This is a genomic window from Thermococcus atlanticus (assembly GCF_054657855.1).
Window position 1 is genome coordinate 90080 of record NZ_BAAHXX010000001.1, and the last position, 19749, is coordinate 109828.

The following is a 19749-nucleotide window of genomic DNA, read 5'->3' on the forward strand; positions in this document are numbered from 1 at the left end:
GGCAACGAGATGATAGCTATGGACGTGTTCCTTGAGCTTGCGCTGATACTGGTAGTTGCAAAGCTGTTTGGCTATCTGACGGTTCGTTTAGGCTTTCCTGCAGCCCTCGGGCAGCTCGTGGGAGGCATGGTCATCGGTCCCTCCCTCCTTGATGTCGTCGCTTTCGATGAGGGAGTTAAGCTCATAGCAGACCTCGGTGTTGTCATGCTGCTCTTTCTGGCGGGTCTTGAGACAGATGTTGAGGAGTTCAAGCACGTCGGCGTGCCCGCTTTTATGGTGGCCGTTCTCGGCGTCATGGCACCCTTCACGCTCGGGTATGTGAGCGCTCTGGTCTGGGGATATCCCAAGGTGCAGTCGCTCTTCCTCGGGGGTATCCTTACAGCGACGAGCGTCGGTCTGACCACGAGCATTCTGATGGAGATGAAGAGGCTCAGGAGCAAGGTGGGCACCACGATTCTTGCGGCTGCCGTGGTTGATGACGTCCTCGGCATTGTAATCCTCACGATTCTCGTCGGTCTGAACACGAAGGGGAGTGTTTATGCAGAAGACCTGCTTATAATCCTCGGTGAAATCGCCGTTTTCTTCATACTGGGACTCCTGCTCGGAACACCCGCCGTCAAGGAGGCCCTCAGGGCATCCGAGAAGATAACCCTGCCTGAGACCGTTACAGCAACGGCAATAGCGATAATGCTCGTCTTTGCATATCTCGCCGAGCAGTTCCAGATAGCGGGCATCACCGGTGCGTATCTGGCGGGGCTGATAATAGCCGGAAGCAGCGAGGCCAGAAAGGTCACGGATAAAACCCTGACAATAGGCTACTCCCTGTTCATACCTGTTTTCCTCGTCAGCATAGGGATAGAGACCGATATACACATACTGGAGCACGCGGGCATGTTTGCACTTGTATACTCGATGCTCGCGATTTTCGGCAAGGTCTTCGGCTGCGGCACAGGTGCAATTATATCCCGCTTCAGGCCGGTTGAAGCCCTTCAGGTCGGTGTTGGCATGATACCGAGAATGGAGGTCGCCCTCATCATGGCCAACGTTGCCCTCAATGAGGGGGTCTTTGACAGGGGGGTATTCTCGATTCCGGTTACCATGGTCGTCATAACGACGCTTGTAACCCCGTTCCTCCTTAAATGGGCCTTTTCGAGGGAGTGATATGGAGATACTCCTCTTCATCGCCCTCATGCTCGCAACCGCCAAGCTGCTCGGTTATCTGTTTGAAAAAGCTGGCCAGCCGGTGGTTCTTGGTCAGATAATCGGGGGGCTCCTGATAGGCATATTCTTCGAGACTAACCCTGTAATCCGGGAATTCTCAAATCTCGGTGTTCTCCTCCTTCTCTTCTTGGCTGGCCTTGAGAGCGATATGGAGGAGTTCAGGCGTGTTGGGAGGCCGAGCATTGTGGTTGCGGGCATTGGAGTTGCTGTGGCTTTCCTGATGGGATTTCTGGTCGCTTATCCCTTTGTCGAAATCCACGAGGCCGTCCTCTATGGAGCAATAATGACACCAACGAGCGTCAGCATAACCGTCAAGGTTCTCATGGAGATGAGGAAGCTGAACACGAGGGAGGGCACCACGATTCTTGCGGCTGCCGTGGTTGATGACGTCCTCGGAATACTCATCCTCACGATAGCGCTCTCCATCGTAAGAGGGGGAAACGTTGAATACACCGCCATAACCGAGATTCTCCTTGAGGTCAGCGGATTTCTTCTCGTCTTTCTGTATTTTGGACCAAAATTGGCCGAGATTACGTTCAGGAGAATATCGAGGATAGAGCTCCCAGAGGCAACCACGGCATTCGCCCTCGTATTTCTGATGCTATTTGCATATCTGGCCGAGCATCTCAACCTCGCCTCCATTCTCGGAGCCTATCTAACGGGCCTTGCCCTCGGGCAGAGCCACCAGAAAAAGCAGATATTCGACCACGTCAATGTTATCGGATATTCGCTCTTCATACCCCTCTTCTTTGTTGAGGTGGGTATGAGGATTGAGCTTGACTACATCATCCATGCCGGCCTCTTTGCGGTTCTCTACACAATCGCAGCCATAGTGAGCAAGATAATAGGGTGCGGTTTCGGTGCCAGTATAAGCGGCTTTGACAGAAAGGCCTCCCTGAGGATAGGGGTCGGGATGATACCGAGGCTTGGAGTTGAGCTTGCCATGCTCGCTGTTGCCATGGCAAGCGGATCCATAGGGGCCGATGCCCTGACGGTGGCGATACTGATGGTCTTCACCACCACCCTCATAACACCTCCCCTCCTGAAGTGGTTATACACCGGGATTGCCTGACTCCTCCCCTTGGGCATTCCATAAATTTATAAAGTCCCCTTCATTTCCCGGAACTGATGATGGCTGAAATACTCAGCTCGGCCCTGTTGATGCTCATTATGATAGACCCAAGCGATAAGATACTCCTGGTTAGCCTTCTCAGGGAGGACTTTCACATAGAGGACATAAAGACCCTCATAGTGAGGGCAAACATGATAGGATTCATTCTCCTCGTTCTCTTCGCACTCACTGGCAAGATAATCCTGCAGGAGATTTTCCACATAGACCTGAACGCCCTCCGCGTCGCAGGGGGCTTCGTGCTGTTCAAGATAGGTCTCGAAGCTCTGGAAAGCGGTGGAATGGTAACGCTGAAAAAGGAGAAGAACATACTTGCCCTGGCCGCTGTTCCGGTTGCCACCCCTTTGATAGCAGGACCTGCTGCAATAACGACGGCTATAACGCTGACGGCTGAGTACGGGATGGCTGTTTCCACGGCTGCAATCTTCATCGCGATTCTCCTGACAGCTATGGTGATGGCCGCGGCGCTCTATGCCATGAAGAACGTCAGAAAGACGACCCTCGGGGTCTTCATAAGGATCATAGGGCTCTTCACGATGGCCATAGGTGCCCAGATGATGGTTCAGGGTGCTGCGGGAATATACCTCTCCATGCTCCATGCGGAAAACCTATAAACCCACCCAATATTTTAAGCTTAGGTGGAGAGAATGGGAAAGATTGAGAGAGTTAAAGGGACGAGAGACCTGCTTCCTGAACAGATGGCAAAGCGAAGGTATGTCTTCGAGAGAATCAGGGAAGTTTTCGAGCTGTATGGCTTCAGCGAGATTCTAACCCCAACGTTTGAATACACCCGGCTGTTTCAGCTCAGGAGCGGTGAGGAGGTTGTCAATCAGCTCTACGCTTTCAGGGACAAGGGGGGAAGGGAGGTTTCCCTCAGGCCTGACCTCACGTCAAGCGTCGCCCGCCTCTTTGTCAACCAGTTCCAGAACGCCCCAAAGCCCGTGAAGTGGTACTACATGGCAAACATGTTCCGCTATGAGGAGCCCCAGAGCGGCCGTCTCAGGGAGTTCTGGCAGGCTGGAGTCGAGCTCATAGGCTCGCCGAATGTTGAAGCCGATGCTGAGGTTATAGCCCTCATGGTTGAGAGCTACCTCGCCACCGGCCTGAAGGACTTCACGGTCAACATAGGGGACAGGCTCCTCCTCGATGAGTTTGCCAAAATGCTCGGCGTCGAGGATGATGTTGGCCTGATGCGCCTGGTGGATAAGAAGGACAAGATGAGCAGGGAGGAGTTCATTGCCTCGCTCAGGGACTTCGGATTGAACGACGATGCGGTGGAAAAAGTTCTGTTCCTCATTGAACTGAAAGGAAAACCCGATGAGGTTCTGCCGAAGGCCCGTGAGCTTTTTACGGGTGAAGCGGCAAAAGAAGAGCTGAAAAGGATTGAGGAGCTGTTTGAACTGCTCAAAGCCTACGGGGTTTATGATTATGCCCTGATAGACTTTGGGATTGCGAGGGGCTTTGACTACTACACGAGCATAGTTTTCGAGGCCATAGCGCCCAATGATCTTGGAATAGGCTCGATAGGAGGCGGCGGGAGATACGACAACCTTATTGAGGTCTTCGGCGGGAAACCAACGCCTGCAACGGGGTTTGCAATAGGAATTGAGAGGCTGATCCCGATACTGGAGAGCAGGGGCATTCTCCCGGAGTTTGAGCTCAGACCGGACGTCTTCGTTGTCTATATCGGGAAAGAACTTGAAATCCGGCTGAAGGCTGCTGAAATAACCCGGATACTCCGGAAATCTGGAATAAAGGCCGAATATGACCTTCAGGGGAGAAAGCTGAGGAAGGCTCTGGATCACGCGAACAGGCTTGGGGTGCCCGTGGTTATCATCATAGGGAGAAAAGACCTCGCCGAAGGGCGGGCAACGGTGAGGGACATGAAAACCGGGGAGCAGAAGGCGGTTGAAGTTGAAAAAGTGGTGGAGGAAGTTAAAAGGATGCTCGGGTGACGAATTGTCAAGGCCCTCCTTTTACTTTCAAAACCCTGTCACCTCCACTCCGGCTATCTCTTCTTAACCTCAAACTTATTCCTCTTCCTCTCGAACCTCCATTTCTCGATTGTTCTTATGAACGGGCATCTCCTGCGCCACTCCTCCAGAAATTCCCTGAATCCCATTATATCACCCGGAAAAAATTTGGAGCAGGAGTTTAAAAAATAAATTATGAAAAGGGCTTCATCAATATAGGTATCAGTGCCACGTGACAGTCCTGTGCGCCACCTTCCCTGCCAGAGCATCCTTCAGCGCCTGCTCCATAATCTCAAGGCCCTTCTCAGCCAGTTCCTGCGTGATCACGAGGGGCGGCGTTATCCTTATGACGTTCCCGAACATGCCGTAGCTTGGAAGTATTAAGCCAAGCTCGAAGGCACGCCAGCATATCTTTCCCGTGAGCTCGGGGTCGGGCTCTTTCGAGCCGGGCTTCACTATTTCGGCGCCTATCATCAGGCCCTTCCCCCTGACGTCGCCTATGACCTCATACTTTTCCTGCATTTCCCTGAGGCGATTGATGATGAAATCTCCGACTTTCCGGACGTTTTCAAGGATGTTCTCCTCCTCGATTATCCTCAGCGTTGCATATGCTGCGGCTGAAATCACGGGGTTTGCGGCGGGCGTCAGCAGTGCCGAACCGCTCGTCATCTCCATAAGTTCGACCCTTCCGATAACGCCGCTCAGTCCCATTCCGCTGGCGACGCCTTTTCCAAAGGCCAAAAGGTCGGGCTCGACTTTAAAGTGCTCGCTGGCAAACCAGCTTCCCGTCCTTCCGATACCCGTCTGCACCTCGTCCATTGCAAGGAGAATGCCGTATCCGTCCAGAACCTTCTTCAGCTCCCTGAAAAAGCCCTCCGGAGGCACAACTATTCCGGCATCGCCCTGGATTGGCTCCGCAATCAAAACGCTCACCTCGTCGGGGGGGACCACGTGGGCGAGGATGTAGCTCTCAAGGTAGTCGAGGAAATGGTTTATGAGCTCATCCGGTTCATCGTAGCCGTCTACTCCCCATGGGTTGCGGTAGGGGTTGGGATAGGGAACCCACACAACGTTGGGAACCAGCGGGGAGAACCCCCTCTTCTGGGAGCTCTGGAATGCCGCTATGGATGTCGCCCCGTAGGTTTGCCCGTGGTATGCCCCTATGAAGGCTATGAACCACGGCTTCCTCGTTGCAAAACGTGCGACCTTCATGGTTAAATCCATTGCATCGCTTCCGCTGAGCCCGAAGAGAACCCTGGCATCCCTTATGGGGGCCTTTTCGGCCAGAATCTCGGCCACCTCTATGGCCCTCTTGCTGTAGGTGTAGCCTATCATGGAGTGCTGGATCTTTGCAACCTGCTCCTGCACCTCTTTTACAAGCCTCGGGTGTGCGTAGCCCGTTGAGGCTGCAGCAGCTCCGGCGAGGAAGTCTATGAAGACGTTACCATCAACATCCTCTATTAAAGCTCCGTAGCCCCTCTCGGGAACAACCGGGAAAAGCTTGACGCCGAGCCCCTGAGAAACGACCTTTTTCTCACGCGCGATGAGCTCTCTGGCTTTGGGGCCGGGGGGAGCTGTGACCAGCTTTGGATATTCAGGTTTCCCAGATTTCTCGGATTTAGAAGCCATCAAATCACCTCCAAGCAGCTTCAGAACTGGGAAAGAAAAGAAAGGGGTTTATGGATGTGCGGATACAAACTCGTCGGTGTACTTCTTGATGACTGTATACAGCACAACAAGTCCGAGCAGGTTCGGTATTGCCATGAGACCGTTCATCATGTCGGAGAATGTCCAGACGTTTTCAAGCACGGTCGTTGCACCGATGTAGATGAATATGACCCACAGTATGTTATACGCCAGGTGTAACTTTGGATAGAGGCTTGCGAACTTCTCGGGGTCACCGGTAATCCACTTTGTCAGATACATGATGTTCTGTCTTCCGTAGTAGTTCCATGCGAGAACCGTTGAGTATGCGAAGAGTATGACGCCTATAACGACCATAACTTCGCCTGCATGTCCAAAGGCCCTTGCAAAGGCTTCCTGTGTCAGGGCTGTGCTCGTTTTGCCTGTGGTGTATGCACCTGTGGCGACGATTGAGATTCCTGTCAGCGAACAGATTATGAGTGTGTCAATGAAGGGACCGAGCATTGCGACGTGGGCCTGTCTTGAGGGGTTGTCAGTCTTTGCGGCCGAGTGCGCCATGCTCGCCGTTCCCAAACCGGCTTCGTTGGAGAACAGACCCCTTGCGACACCCCATCTTATGACAGTACCGATGGCACCGCCGGCAACGGCCTGTCCCGTAAAGGCGTCCTTGAATATCAGCGCTATTGCGCTTGGCAGCTTACCTGCAAACTTGATCCACACACCGATTGCGAAGATGAAGTAAATTATTGCCATGAACGGAACGAGGTACTCTGTAAACTCACCGATTCTCTTGATTCCTCCGATGGTGACTATGAAGGTCAGGATGGCAAATGCAACACCCGTAACCCAGAACGGCACGTGGAATGCAACCTTCATACCCAATGCCAGCGAATTTGACTGGGTCATGTTTCCAATTCCAAAGGCTGCGATTGCCGCGAAAGTTGAGAACAGTATTGCAAGGACTTTTCCGAGTGAGGCCATGGCATGGCCCCTGATGAGGTAGTATGCCAGTATGAGGAACAGCAGTGCTATGATATAGGCTACTACCATCAGTCCTCCGCCGAGCTTTGTGGCGTCGTGGCCTATGAAGAGCGCGAATATCAGCATGAATATTGATGCGAGATACCTTGCATTCGGCGAAACCTCAACCTCCGCGAATCCCCTTTCCAGGGCGTTGAATGAACCTCCAATCATTGTGCCGTCAGGAAGCTTTCCTCTGAATGCCACACCAAGGAGACCCTCTGAATATCTCGTGGCCATACCAACCGCGGCTGTAACCCACATCCAGAAGAGTGCGCCCGGGCCACCGTGGTAAATTGCCGTCGCCACACCCGCTATGTTGCCTATACCGACTGTTCCGGAAATCGTTGCCATCAATGCCTGAAACGGGCTGATATCTCCCTCTCCAGTCTTTGCCCTTCCTTCCTTACCGAAGGTATACCTGATCGACCATCCAAGACGCCTTATCTGGATTCCTCCCAGTACGATGGTCAGGAAAAGCCCGGTACCAACAAGCAAAATCATTATGGGGGGACCCCAAACCATACCATCCAGCCAGTTAATAAAGTTCATCACAGCTCCCATACAAACACCTCCATGTAGTGGTGCGCTGCTGAATTACTGTACGTCAAAACAGAGGCCGCTGGTATATAGCTGAATTTTACAAAGGAAATTTAAGTACTGCAATATATTTAAGGCTTTTGATTGTTATATGAAAAACTCCTCAAGAATCCGTCAATACGTCAGGCATGGCAAATAATATAACCCTGCAGGACAATAGTTGAAGATGGGATGATGAGTCTGGAGCCCCCTGAGTGATGAAGAGGTTTCGCGGGGCTGACCCAAATGATAAGGGAGCGTCTCTGCAGGGAGCTGTATGAAGAAATAGAGCGGCTGGAAAGGTCAATAGTTGAGCTTGAGGAGGAGATAATCGAGCTGAAGACCCAGCTGAGGATGAAGAACGATGAGGTCAACCGGCTTGCGGCGGAGAATCTCAGCCTTCAGCACAGGCTGGAGATGCAGAAAAAGACGTATGAGAGGATGGTTGAGCTTCTGAAGAAGATGAAGTTTCCCATCATATTCCTGAATGAGGAGGAGTGAGGGTCTGTCCGTGAGTTTTGGGAGATGTGAGTAAACGTTCTCCCGTTTTCATCGACCTCACCCCTCACGAACGCTCCAGACCATCCGGTTTAAGACCACACCTGCAGACCACCAGCCCGTTTCGGGTAAAGTTAACTTCAAACGAAAGCCTTTTTTAAGTGGAGATTCATCATAGCTTAGGTTGCTGTGATTGTCGGATTGGAAAGTAGAAAGGTGATAAAAATGTCAATGGATATGAGCACGCGCATGTTCAAGGAGGAAGGATGGATCAGGAAAACATGCAAGGTCTGCGGCAAGCCCTTCTGGACGCTCGACCCGGACAGAGAGACCTGCGGAGACCCGCCGTGTGATGAGTATGCCTTCATAGGAAAGCCGGGGATACCGAAGAAGTACAGCCTTGAGGAGATGCGTGAGGCGTTTTTAGGCTTCTTTGAGAGGCACGGACACGGGAGGGTTAAGCGCTATCCCGTTCTTCCGAGGTGGAGGGATGATGTCCTCCTCGTTGGTGCGAGCATAATGGACTTCCAGCCCTGGGTCATAAGCGGTGAAGCTGATCCCCCTGCAAATCCCCTGACAATTTCCCAGCCTTCCATAAGGTTCACCGACATAGACAATGTGGGGATAACTGGGAGGCATTTTACGATATTCGAGATGATGGCCCATCATGCCTTTAACTACCCGGGGAAGCCGATTTACTGGATGGATGAGACTGTGGAGTATGCATATGAGTTCTTCACAAAAGACCTCGGCATGAAGGGAGAGGACATAACCTTCAAGGAGAACCCGTGGGCGGGGGGAGGAAACGCGGGGCCCGCATTCGAAGTTCTGTATCGCGGTCTGGAGGTTGCGACGCTCGTTTTCATGCAGTATAAGCTGGCTCCTCCAAATGCCAGCCCGAGCCGCATCGTTGAGATTAAGGGCGATAAATACGTCCCGATGGAAACCAGAGTCGTGGATACGGGCTACGGCCTTGAGCGTCTGGTCTGGATGAGCCAGGGGACGCCTACGGCCTACGATGCTGTATTGGGCTACGTCGTAGAGCCGCTGAAGAAGGAGGCAGGGATAGAGAAGATAGACGAAAGGATACTCATGGAGAACTCCCGTTTAGCGGGGATGTTCGACATCGAGGACATGGGAGACCTCAGGGTTCTCAGGAGAGAGGTTGCAAACAAGGTGGGGATAAGCGTTGAGGAGCTTGAAAAGGCAGTGCACCCCTACGAGCTCATCTACGCCATAGCAGACCACACCAAAGCTTTGACCTTCATGCTCGCCGATGGTGTTATTCCCTCAAACGTCAAGGCCGGCTATCTGGCGCGCCTGTTAATACGGAAGAGCATAAGGCATCTGAGGGAGCTCGGTCTTCAGATGCCGCTGAGCGAGATAATGGCCATGCACATCAAGGCCCTCCACAGAACTTACCCCGAATTTAAGGAGATGGAGGATGTAATCCTCGATATTGTTAGCATCGAGGAAAAGCGCTATCAGGAGACACTTAAGAGGGGAAGCGACCTCGTGAGGAGGGAAATAGCGAAACTGAAGAAAGCTGGAAAAGATGAGATACCCCTTGAAAAGCTCATACTCTTCTATGAGAGCCACGGTCTTACCCCGGAGATAGTGAGGGAGGTTGCTGAAAAGGAGGGAATCAGGGTTCACATTCCCGACAACTTCTACACCCTCGTGGCAAAGGAAGCGGAGAAAACGGGGGAGAAAGAAGAAAAGGCAGGGAAAATGGTGGACTTTGAGCTCCTTCAGGATATTCCGGATACGAGAACCCTCTACTATGAAGACCCCATGATGAAGGAGTTCGAGGCGAACGTCCTCAAGGTAATCGGTGAGTGGGTAATCCTTGATCAGACGGCATTCTACCCCGAGGGAGGGGGCCAGCCCTGCGATCTTGGCGAACTGAACGGCGTTAGGGTTCTGGACGTCCAGAAGGTCGGAAAGGTTATCCTCCACAGGGTGGAGAGGCCTGAAGCTTTCAAAGAAGGGGCTAAAGCCCGTGGAAGGGTCGACTGGGAGAGGAGAATCCAGCACATGCGCCACCACACCGGAACCCACGTCCTCATGGGGGCCTTAGTTAGAGTTCTCGGAAAGCACGTCTGGCAGGCAGGAAGCCAGCTCCACACCGACTGGGCTCGCTTAGACATCGCTCACTACAAGCGCATAAGCGAGGAGGAGCTGAGGGAGATAGAGCGGCTCGCCAACAGGGTTGTGATGGAGAACAGACCCGTCAGGTGGGAGTGGCTCCCGAGGACCGAGGCCGAGATGAGGTATGGCTTCCGTCTTTACCAGGGCGGAGTTGTGCCGGGAAGGATTATCAGGGTGCTCAACATCAAGGACTGGGACGTTCAGGCGTGCGGCGGAACGCATTTGCCGAACACCGGTCTGATAGGCCCGATTAAAATCCTGAGGACTGAGAGGATACAGGACGGAGTTGAGAGGATAATCTTTGCATGCGGTGAAGCAGCGATAAACTGGATGCAGGAGACCGAGAGCATACTCAAGAGGACGAGCGAGGTCTTCCGCGTGCCACCTGAAAAGCTCCCCGAGACCGCCGAGAGATTCTTCAACGAGTGGAAGGAGGCAAGGAAAGAAGCTGAGAGGCTGAAGAAGGAGCTCGCGAAGCTCCTCGTATATGAGCTTGAAGGAAAGGCCGAGAAGGTTGGAAACATTGAGTTCATAGGGGCGGTTGTTGAGGGTGACATAGACAACCTGAGGGAAGCCGCATTAAGCCTCAGAAAGCCGGGAAGGGTGGTTGCCCTGATAAGCGAGGATACAAATGCCGTGGTCATCAGTGTGGGTGACGGGCTTGACCTGAAAGCAGGTGATCTCGTAAGGATTATAACGTCGGTTGCGGGCGGTGGCGGTGGCGGAAGGAAGGAGCTCGCACAGGGTAAAATAAAGAACATCCTCAAGGCGGAGGAGGCGATTGAAGCGGTGAAGAAGAGGCTTGGCTGATTTTATATTTTTGAGTAATCCTTTTAAATTCTTCTTCGTTATTGATTCTGGGGATTGGCTTGCTGTGGCTCATCGAGGCCCGTCTTTTAAGCCTGTGGAAGGTTGTTGCTGTCTTTCTGGTGGTTGGAGTGGGATACTTGTTGCTTTCTCCATCGACTACTCCCTCAATGACTTATTCGCTCTTCCTATTCATTCTTGCATTCCCTCTCTGCTCGATAGCATTTGAAAGCGTTGCTTTTGAGCTTAAAAATCCGGTGTCGAGACTTGAGTACTCCCTTGGCTTGATGCTCTCTTACCTCGTCGTCTTTCTGATTCCTCTTGTCCCGTTTGTCCTCACCAAAAACTTTCTCAGCGCGGTGCTTACGGTGGTTTCCGGCGTATCTGCGGGCCTTTTCTTCGGGAGCGTTGGCGTTGGGGTGAAACGTTCGACGCTCCTGCCGATTCTTTTCCTTCTCACCTTCCTCACCCTATTCCGGCTTAACCCCCTCCTTTCACTCTGGAACCCTCTCCTTTCTTCCTACCACGGTGTTCTCTATCAGCTGATGTCAATCGGCCTTTACTCCCTGCTTTATCTCGTCGTGATGAAAAAACGCGAATGGAGGGATTGAAATGTGGTTGATTAAGCTTAAGTTCATGAAGTATCTGCACTCGAAGACCCTCTACGGCCTCTTCCTTATAGCTATCCTGTACACTGTGAGCTTTTTCAGCGATCCTGACAAAGTCCTGACGCCCCAGACTGTGGTCAGCAACTACACATTCTTCATGACCATTTTCGGTGGGATTCTGATAGCGTTTCACGCTACCGAGCTTCCTAGGGAGCCGCTCGTAATGTCGAAGCCAGTCAAGAGGTTCTCGGCGCTCCTTCAGCACTTCGGGGCGGTTGCGCTTCTTTCGGTATTCTTTGCCGTGATAGCAACGCCCATCGAGTGGCACTACTATCCCAATACCCATACGATTTTGCTGACAGCTTCGGCACTGATGCTTTTCCTCCTCGGCGTGGCTGCCTTTTCCCTTATCCCTGCAATTTTCCTCGGCAGGGAGCTGAGGATTTTCTGGTCAGTCGGTGTTGTCTTTGTCTTCTTTGGGGCAATGGTGGGTATTACATCTCCCAACATTGCTGAGAAGCTCCTCATCCCGGCACTTTCAATTCAAAGCACGCTGGATTACGGAACGCTCTCTGCAGATGATGCACTCATAGGCATAGCCTCGGCGGGACTTTATCTTATCCTTTCACTGGTTATCTTTAGCAGAGTGGATCTTAGGTGATTTATGCTTATGCTCTAGGTTTTTATGCTTTCCAACGATGTTTGGTTAGGTGATTGCTATCAAAGTCAAAACCCTAACCCGGGAAATCATCTCCCTCACTCAAGAACTCGGTCTGAGAGCTGTTCCCGAGTACAGAACCGAGGATGGAGGCAGAATTGATCTGGCGATTCTCAGGGGTGATGAAAAGCTCCTCGCCATCGAGCTGGAGAATTCATTCAAATGGATCCGCCAGAGGGTTCTTTATAATGCTGTTAAAGCCCACCGTGCCGGCTTCCCCGAGCTGTGGGTTGTTTATCCGTTTAAGATGCCCCGGCTTGGGTGGGTTGCTTCATTCATTGAGGAAGAGCTTGAGATGAAGCTTCTAATACTGCAGCCGGAGGAGTTTGTTGAAAAAATTGGGGAGCTCACAGCCCGGTAGGCTCGTCTATGAAGAAAACGCTGAGCCCGAAGCGCTCTCTGACAACCTCCATCAGGGCCCTAACGCCGAGCGTTTCCGTCTTGTAGTGCCCCGCCACAGCAACGCTCATCCCGAGGTCGATGGCGGTCAGGTAGTCTGCGTGGGTGAATTCCCCCGTGATGAGCAGGTCAACGCCCCTCCTCTTCCCCTCCTCAAGGGCAAAGGCTCCCGCTCCACTTATAGCCCCGACGGTTTTTATCTTTCTTTTGCCAAACTCGTATGTTCTCACCGCTGTATCGAGCCTCTCCGCCATAATCTGGGCGATTTTTTCGATGGGCTCCTCTTTCTCGAACTCGCCGATGAAGCCTATGCTCAGGCCCCCGTACTCTCCAAAGGGCTCTTTAGGCTCAAGACCGAGGAGTCTCAAAAGCCCGATGTTGTTCCCGACCTCTGGGTGGGCATCGAGCGGCAGGTGGGCCGCGTAGAGGTTCAGGCCGTTCTCTATCAGCGCCTTCAAACGCCTGTAGTGCATTCCTGTGATATAGCCGAGACCGCCCCATATCATGCCGTGGTGGACGATAAGCATATCCGCCTTTCCTCTGGCGGCCTTCTCTATGGTCTTCAGCGTCGTATCAACTGCAAAGGCTATCCTCTCAACCTCCTCCTTTCCCTCAACCTGGAGACCGTTGCTGGATTTATCCGGAAAGGCGGAGATGTTGAGGTATTCGTCGAGGAATGAAACGAGCTCATCGCGGTTCATGGTTATCACCTATTCACTTGGTGAATTATTCAGTAACTGAATATGTCCCGCAAACCCTTTAAAATTTCATCCACAATATGTTAATTATCCATTATCATTAACTAAATTGCTAAATAAAGGTAATAAAAGGCAATATTTTTAAATCCTTAATTACTTTGAAGTATTTGGTGATTTGTAATGGTTTCGGTAGAGAGAAGTATCCACACTTACGAGTTGAATGTGAGAAATATATCTTTTAATGATGTCCTTAGTCTAATGTCTTGGTTTAATGTTCAGCGTCAGAACAATCCTTCCGCTTTATTGTTACCTATTAGTAATGTGAGTTATTTGTATTTGGCACAACATGGCACTGGCACACAGTTTGTAAATGGAAACTCTATCCGTTTTGTGTGGTTGAAGTTTGGATGGGCTAGAGAAACTGGTCTTCCTGAGACATTGGACGCATCTAACGGGGCAACTCAATATTTGAACCTGCCCTCTGGAACGTATCTATTTGAACCTGCACATTTCTTGTTATTCGAGTTTGATTGGGGGATATATGCTCTTCATGAGTATAACTTCTTTGCACCGAGGATTGGTAAATTATGTGAGTACTTGAAACATTTCTGGATTCAGTCTGGCGGAAATTCAAATATCGAAATTAAAGCACATCGGCTTTTTGTTAGGGATGTTCATGAGTTATTGTGGGGGTATGACAGCATAAAACGGGTCCACATTGAGCTAGAATCTAACTCAGTTATCCAACAATTCGCTAGAAATATCCCACATAATCTCTTAGCCTCTTTGTTTAGTTCAAATCCTAAGAGATTGGGGCTTTCATTTAAAAGTTCTAAGGGAGGTGAACTCGATATAAGCCTTGATGAGCTTTGGGCTATCTTTGAGGAATTTTATGACTTTACTAAGTCATTTGTGATATATGCTCGTAGAGGACACGTGGGAAAACCGATAAAAATTGATCTGAAAAAACAAGCAATAATATTCAAAAGGAAGTTTGAATTAGCTCAAGACGCAAATGGTAATGTTTATCGTTCAACAAGTACTACGCATGCTATTAATACTTTAAAAAGTGTGGTTCCTGATGTCATCAGCCAGATTAAAACTAGTTCTTAACCTTTTTAATGTCCTCATGGCATTATTCAGTACCTAGAGGAGGTGGAATGATGCTTGAAAACCGAACAAGCATAATACTTAGCATCTCGGTGGCCATAATATCCTTTGCACTCATTGTATTGATAGTTGGTCCTGTAAACATTAACTCTAATATACTAAATGTACTACTAGCTTATTCAGTAGCAGTTCTGTTGTTTCCTTTTGTTTCTGTACCTATTATTTATGATGCATTATCGAAAATATCCCCCATGGCTAAGGGTGAAAAAAACCATGATGCTCTTCGGAGTTTGTTTAAAGATTATTTGGATGGATGTTTTCTAGTTTCAGTGCTGGCTTTTATTGAGATATCTATCATTTTAATATACCTATTTTCTTTTACGTCTGGTTATCTTGGAGTGATTTTAATTTCTTTGACCGTCGCAATTACGGTGCTCCTGTTTGTGTTGTTAATAGGTCTTTGGAAGATATGGAGAATAATCGGTAGCGACATTTAAGTTGGGAGAGTCGTTTTGTATTTTTCACAAACAAACCCTTTTAAAACCCTCCATCAATTTAAGCCGAGAGGTGTTGGAATGGGCAGCTATAGGAGGGCCATTGAAGAGCTGGCGAGGGCGGTTGTGAACGGCGAGATAAAGAGCCGGGAGGAGCTTAACAGATATAAGATGGCTGTATCAAGGAAGTATCATCTCTCAAAGATTCCGGCTAATTCGGACATTCTCAAGGCGATTCCGGAGGAGAGGAGAGGGGAGTTCAGGGAACTGCTGAAGAAAAAACCGACGAGAACGATAAGCGGTGTTGCGGTAGTGGCGATGATGACGAAGCCCTTCCCTTGCCCCCACGGGCGGTGCATATACTGCCCCGGCGGGCCGAGCGTCGGCTCCCCCCAGAGCTACACCGGAAAGGAGCCTTCGGCTTTGAGGGCCGTTCAGAGCGCCTATCATCCTTACATAATCATGATGCGCCGCCTTAAGCAGCTCACAGACATAGGCCACGATGTTGATAAGGTGGAGGTTATAATTCAGGGCGGAACCTTCCCGGCAGTTGATCTGGACTACCAGGAGTGGTTTGTTAAAGAGGCATTCAAAGCGATGAACGACTTCCCGCACTTCAAAGATGTGGAAAACCTTGAGGAAAAGCTCGTCAGGCTGATAGTCCACAAAGATGGGTCAGTTTTTGAGGAAGATGAGAAGTTCAGGAATGCCTGGGAGAAAACCCACAAAAAACCCTACTACTACCTTGAGGATGAGCAGCGCAGAAACGAGAGGGCGAAGGTCAGAATGGTCGGCCTGACGATAGAGACGAGGCCGGACTGGTCTTTTGAAAGGCAAATTGACAGGATGCTCAGGCTTGGCACCACGAGGATTGAGCTCGGCGTTCAGACCGTCTTCAACTTCATCTACGAGCGCGTTAAGCGGGGCCACACCGTGGAAGATGTTGTTAAAGCGACGCAGCTCCTCAAAGATGCAGGTCTTAAAGTCAACTACCACATGATGCCCGGCCTTCCGGGGAGCAGCTTTGAGAGGGATTTAAAGGCGTTCAGGATAATATTCGACGACCCCCGCTTCAGGCCGGATATGCTGAAGGTTTATCCAACCCTCGTTACTGCAGATGCCCCGCTCTACCGCTGGTGGAAATCTGGAAAATACCGCCCCTACCGCACCGGGGAAGCCCTTGAACTCTTAGTTGAGGCCTATAAGCTCTTCCCCAAGTGGGTCAGGGTGATGAGAATCCAGCGCGACATTCCGGTTCAGCTCATCGTTGATGGGGTCAAACACTCCAACCTTGGCCAGCTTGTGTTTAACGAGCTTGTGAAGCGCGGTATTCGCCCAAGAGAAATCCGTTTTAGAGAAGTCGGCCACATGATGCAGAAGTTCGGGGTGGAGCCCGATGTTGAGCATGTAAAGCTTTTGAGGGAGGACTACGAGGCGAGCGGGGGCCATGAGGTATTCCTGAGCTTCGAGGACGTTAAGAACGACATTTTGATAGGCTTCCTGAGGCTGAGGATACCGAGCGAGAAGGCCCACAGGAAGGAAATCAACCGCATCCCCTCGGCCATTGTCAGGGAGCTCCACGTCTACGGACCCCTCGTGCCCATAGGGGGGAAGCCCAGATACGAGTGGCAGCACCGCGGCTATGGTAAGGAGCTTCTGGCCGAGGCCGAGAGGATAGCGAGGGAGGAGTTCGACGTTAGGAAGATGCTCGTCATAAGCGGCGTCGGCGTCAGGGGCTACTACAGGAAGTTCGGCTACAGAAAGGACGGGCCCTATGTGAGCAAACGTTTGGATAAAAGGTATGCCGACTTCGTGGCAGGTGAGGAGTTCGACGGGCATTTAAACACATGAATCAGTTGATGAGTATTCTTATTCCGCTGATCTCCATTTCCTCTTTCTTGATTTTCTCGAATGCGAGTTTTTCCCAGTTAAATCTGTAGGATGAGCCGTTGACGTTTGCGATCCAGTCGTTGGGATCCAAAATCACCATTAAGGGTCTCTCCTTGGTCTCAACCTCCAAAACCGCCGATCCATTCACGAAAATCCTCTTCGTTATGTTCCCCGCGGGTGTGACAATCCTCACCTCAAGGGGCATCGCAAAGCCGTTTTCCTCGCTTATGCCGAGTGTTAGGGTGTAATCCCCATTTTGAGCGAGCGTTAGATTGGAAACCGTGAAGTTTGGATAATCCGCTGTATAGAACCACTCCCTGAAGAACCACCCCAAGTTCTCGCCGGTCATGTTTTCGAGGATTCCCTCGAAAAGGCTTGGCGTTTCTTCAGTTTTGGTGCAGTTCCTGACGTGGCACACCTCAAGGAGTTCCCTTAACCCTTTGAAGAATGTCCTGTTTCCAACGACGAACTGAAGGGAGCGAAGAGCAAAGCCGCCGCGGTAGTAGAGGTTTGCGGTCGTGTCGCTAATCCGGGATATATCCACCCCGTTCATCTCAACTATCGGTGTTCTTCTCTTTGAGCTGAAACAGAGCCCCTCCCATAGATCCGCACGTTCAGGGGTCAGATTGTTCAGAGAAACTGAGATGTACGTGGCAAAGGGTTCATTCAGTATCCAGAGGCTTGCGTATGCCCCGAACCAGTTGTGGGCGACCTCATGGGGAATCACCTTATTAAACTGAGTTGCCAGCGCTCCACCGTAAAGGCCGTGCCCGCTGTATCCGCCATGTCCTTTAAACTGTATGTATATCAGATCATCATAGGGATAGGGAATGAGATAGGAAGAATAAACTTTGAGTATTTTTGCAAGCTCATCGACAGCCCAGCTCCCCTCATCTGTGAGTGCTATTACCTCCACATTTTTCCCGCCTATTGCGACGCTCTTTCTGTAAACATTCCACCTTCCGAGGAGGATATAAAGCCTGCTCCCGCCGGTACGAAATGTGGCATTCTGGGGGAGAAGTGGTTTGTATTCAGCGTTCGGTAACTTTAGAAGGCCTGCAAGAGTATATCCTTTTGGATATGACTTCACATTCATTGTGAAATTCCCTTTTACTTGGAGAACAGGCATGTAGGCTTCAGGCGGGAGATAAAAGGAATCTTCAGTTGCCTTCATTTCCCATTCAATTGGATCCCTCGTGTCTATATCCAGCAGGGGCTGGTAATTGGTGGTGTAGAATATCCTGATCCGCTGAACCTCTTCAATTGGGGTTATCCTGAGTAGAATGAGACCGTATCTTCCATCATAAAAGGCATTTAAAGCCGCTTCCGCACCGCTCACCTCAATCCTCTTGATTTTCATGCTCAAAACGGACGAGTTCTCGAAGAGGAGGGGGACAACAGCAGGCGACTTTAGGGAGAGCTCAACATCCTGGACTCCGGTTATTGTGGCGTTCCATCCGTTAAAGGCTATATCGAGCGAGATATGAACCTTTGCCCCGCCGATTACGTCGTTACTCTCAAAGAGGAGCCTTGCATTGTCTGCCTTCGAAAATGCAATCCCCTCAAAAACAGTCAGCGGCGTGTATGCTAAAAGCAGTGCCACAATGGATACCATCGCGATGATTACCACGGCAGAACGTGCTTTCATGATTTTAACTTGGCTCCGGGAGATTTAAAAGTTTTGGCACCTTTCATACCATGGAGGAGAAGCATGCGATTCAAACCGAAACCCTTCAGGGAGAAGGTTAATTTTGAGTGCAAATTCTGTTTGGACTGCTGCCGGGAGCGCTTTATCTATCTCACGCTGCACGATATAGAGCGCATAGCCGGGAAGGGGCATGATGTGGAGGATTTCGTCCTCCTCACGGCTGAAAACGGGAGGATAAGATTTGTCATGGCTTACAGGGAGTGGGATCTCGGCTGCGTCTTCCACGACCCGGAAACAGGGAAATGCAGAATCCACGATTACAATCCCCTGGTCTGCCGGATTTATCCGTTCATGGTCTCCCATAAACCCCTCGGCGTTGATGGCGAAGAGCCCTTCGAGTACAAAGGCGAAATCCTGTGGCTCTACTACGATGAGAGCTGTCCCGGAATAAATGCGGAGGAGCCGGAAACGACGATAACCCCCGAGGAGATAGCGGAGCTCGGTGTTGAATTCGAGAGGGAGTTCGAGAGAACCATGGCCGAGCTCAATGAACTCGAAACTTAAATATACATGCTGGACAAACTTTTATCATGGCGGACCGGGAATCCTACCTGCTGCCTGCTCTCTTCCTCATTCAGGCAGGGGTTAACCTGGCCTTCTACGGCTTTCCAGCCGTTATGTTCTCCGTAATAATTCCGAACTCCCTCCATTGGGCCCTGCCTCCTCTTGTAATCGGCTATTTCGCTCTGGGGATTTTTGCTCTCTACAATCTTTCCACCCCTGATTTCCGTAAGGGCAGGCCCCTCGGCGTGGCTTACTTCGGGATTGGGGCGGTTGGCTCTGGTGCTGTTATCATGGAGTCCCTCAATGAATCACCATTTTTCATGGGACTTTTCGCACTCTGGTTTATCTCGTCTCTCGTTGGAATGTTTCTTCTTTTCCGTGGGGCCGGGGTTTCTCCTAGGCTCGCCTTCGTGGTGATGGCCCTCCTCGGTATCTCGGCTCTCGTGAGTGCTTTAACGGCACAATGGGTCGTTCAGGACTACCACGCTCACGTCCACACAGGGGAAATCCCGGATAACGCCACCGTTATCATTGCCCCTCCCGAGAACGTCAGTCCTTCAAACACGACGGGCTAAGCTTTTAAGCCTGAGGTTGAGGG

At 50.9% G+C, this 19749-nt stretch carries 18 protein-coding genes; 14 read left to right on the top strand and 4 right to left on the bottom strand.

Annotated features, from left to right (window positions below):
- The first annotated feature begins 18 nt into the window (after positions 1 to 18).
- Genes ACYQ27_RS00495 through hisS form a run of 4 tightly spaced genes read left to right on the top strand, consistent with a single transcriptional unit; the run spans position 19 to position 4305 of the window.
- Positions 19 to 1161 carry a cation:proton antiporter gene (locus ACYQ27_RS00495; protein ID WP_456395764.1) on the top strand — a complete coding sequence of 381 codons (1143 nt, stop codon included), beginning with the start codon at positions 19 to 21 and terminating at the stop codon, positions 1159 to 1161.
- A 1-nt stretch (position 1162) separates the two neighbouring features.
- Positions 1163 to 2293, top strand: coding sequence for a cation:proton antiporter (locus ACYQ27_RS00500; RefSeq protein ID WP_460040753.1), 1131 nt, complete (start codon positions 1163 to 1165; stop codon positions 2291 to 2293).
- 56 nt (positions 2294 to 2349) lie between these two features.
- A complete protein-coding gene (locus ACYQ27_RS00505) occupies positions 2350 to 2964 on the top strand; it encodes a MarC family protein (RefSeq protein WP_456395746.1) in 615 nt (204 codons plus the stop codon).
- A 33-nt stretch (positions 2965 to 2997) separates the two neighbouring features.
- Positions 2998 to 4305, top strand: coding sequence for a histidine--tRNA ligase (gene hisS / locus ACYQ27_RS00510; protein WP_456395766.1), 1308 nt, complete (start codon positions 2998 to 3000; stop codon positions 4303 to 4305).
- A gap of 240 nt (positions 4306 to 4545) precedes the next feature.
- Here hisS and ACYQ27_RS00515 read toward each other — a convergent pair whose 3' ends face one another.
- Entirely contained in the window at positions 4546 to 5952 is a 1407-nt protein-coding gene (locus ACYQ27_RS00515; protein ID WP_460040754.1) for an alanine/serine racemase family protein, read from the bottom strand.
- 48 nt (positions 5953 to 6000) lie between these two features.
- Positions 6001 to 7551 carry an alanine/glycine:cation symporter family protein gene (locus tag ACYQ27_RS00520; protein ID WP_460040755.1) on the bottom strand — a complete coding sequence of 517 codons (1551 nt, stop codon included), beginning with the start codon at positions 7549 to 7551 and terminating at the stop codon, positions 6001 to 6003.
- A gap of 261 nt (positions 7552 to 7812) precedes the next feature.
- Between ACYQ27_RS00520 and ACYQ27_RS00525 the strand changes: the two genes are divergently transcribed.
- The 5 genes from ACYQ27_RS00525 (at position 7813) to ACYQ27_RS00545 (ending at position 12709) form a co-directional block, all read left to right on the top strand.
- The gene (locus ACYQ27_RS00525) at positions 7813 to 8067 is read left to right on the top strand and encodes a hypothetical protein (RefSeq protein ID WP_456395749.1); all 255 of its coding nucleotides are present in this window, start codon (positions 7813 to 7815) and stop codon (positions 8065 to 8067) included.
- 222 nt (positions 8068 to 8289) lie between these two features.
- Positions 8290 to 11025, top strand: coding sequence for an alanine--tRNA ligase (alaS, locus tag ACYQ27_RS00530; RefSeq protein WP_456453255.1), 2736 nt, complete (start codon positions 8290 to 8292; stop codon positions 11023 to 11025).
- A 41-nt stretch (positions 11026 to 11066) separates the two neighbouring features.
- On the top strand, positions 11067 to 11633 hold the full coding sequence (locus ACYQ27_RS00535; RefSeq protein WP_460040756.1) for a hypothetical protein: 567 nt from the start codon (positions 11067 to 11069) through the stop codon (positions 11631 to 11633).
- A 1-nt stretch (position 11634) separates the two neighbouring features.
- Positions 11635 to 12291 (top strand): hypothetical protein, encoded by a 657-nt coding sequence (locus ACYQ27_RS00540; RefSeq protein WP_460040757.1) that lies wholly within the window; start codon positions 11635 to 11637, stop codon positions 12289 to 12291.
- A 49-nt stretch (positions 12292 to 12340) separates the two neighbouring features.
- Positions 12341 to 12709, top strand: a complete 369-nt coding sequence (locus tag ACYQ27_RS00545; RefSeq protein ID WP_456453249.1) for a hypothetical protein — start codon at positions 12341 to 12343, stop codon at positions 12707 to 12709.
- Here the strand turns inward: ACYQ27_RS00545 and ACYQ27_RS00550 are convergent.
- The gene (locus ACYQ27_RS00550) at positions 12696 to 13448 is read right to left on the bottom strand and encodes a Nif3-like dinuclear metal center hexameric protein (RefSeq protein ID WP_456453247.1); all 753 of its coding nucleotides are present in this window, start codon (positions 13446 to 13448) and stop codon (positions 12696 to 12698) included. The two genes, ACYQ27_RS00545 and ACYQ27_RS00550, sit on opposite strands and share 14 nt — an antisense overlap.
- A 393-nt stretch (positions 13449 to 13841) precedes the next feature.
- On the opposite strand from ACYQ27_RS00550, the gene ACYQ27_RS00555 reads away from it, so the two are divergent.
- From ACYQ27_RS00555 to ACYQ27_RS00565, 3 genes are all read left to right on the top strand, one after another.
- A complete protein-coding gene (locus ACYQ27_RS00555; RefSeq protein ID WP_456453245.1) occupies positions 13842 to 14558 on the top strand; it encodes a hypothetical protein in 717 nt (238 codons plus the stop codon).
- 47 nt (positions 14559 to 14605) lie between these two features.
- On the top strand, positions 14606 to 15052 hold the full coding sequence (locus ACYQ27_RS00560; protein WP_456453243.1) for a hypothetical protein: 447 nt from the start codon (positions 14606 to 14608) through the stop codon (positions 15050 to 15052).
- Positions 15053 to 15130: 78 nt separating this feature from the next.
- A complete protein-coding gene (locus ACYQ27_RS00565; protein ID WP_460040758.1) occupies positions 15131 to 16900 on the top strand; it encodes a tRNA uridine(34) 5-carboxymethylaminomethyl modification radical SAM/GNAT enzyme Elp3 in 1770 nt (589 codons plus the stop codon).
- A gap of 1 nt (position 16901) precedes the next feature.
- Here the strand turns inward: ACYQ27_RS00565 and ACYQ27_RS00570 are convergent, their stop codons facing one another.
- Entirely contained in the window at positions 16902 to 18587 is a 1686-nt protein-coding gene (locus tag ACYQ27_RS00570) for a M1 family aminopeptidase (protein ID WP_460040759.1), read from the bottom strand.
- 63 nt (positions 18588 to 18650) lie between these two features.
- Between ACYQ27_RS00570 and ACYQ27_RS00575 the strand changes: the two genes are divergently transcribed.
- Positions 18651 to 19151 (top strand): YkgJ family cysteine cluster protein, encoded by a 501-nt coding sequence (locus ACYQ27_RS00575; RefSeq protein WP_460040760.1) that lies wholly within the window; start codon positions 18651 to 18653, stop codon positions 19149 to 19151.
- A gap of 26 nt (positions 19152 to 19177) precedes the next feature.
- On the top strand, positions 19178 to 19726 hold the full coding sequence (locus tag ACYQ27_RS00580; protein WP_460040761.1) for a hypothetical protein: 549 nt from the start codon (positions 19178 to 19180) through the stop codon (positions 19724 to 19726).
- The last annotated feature ends 23 nt before the right edge of the window (positions 19727 to 19749 follow it).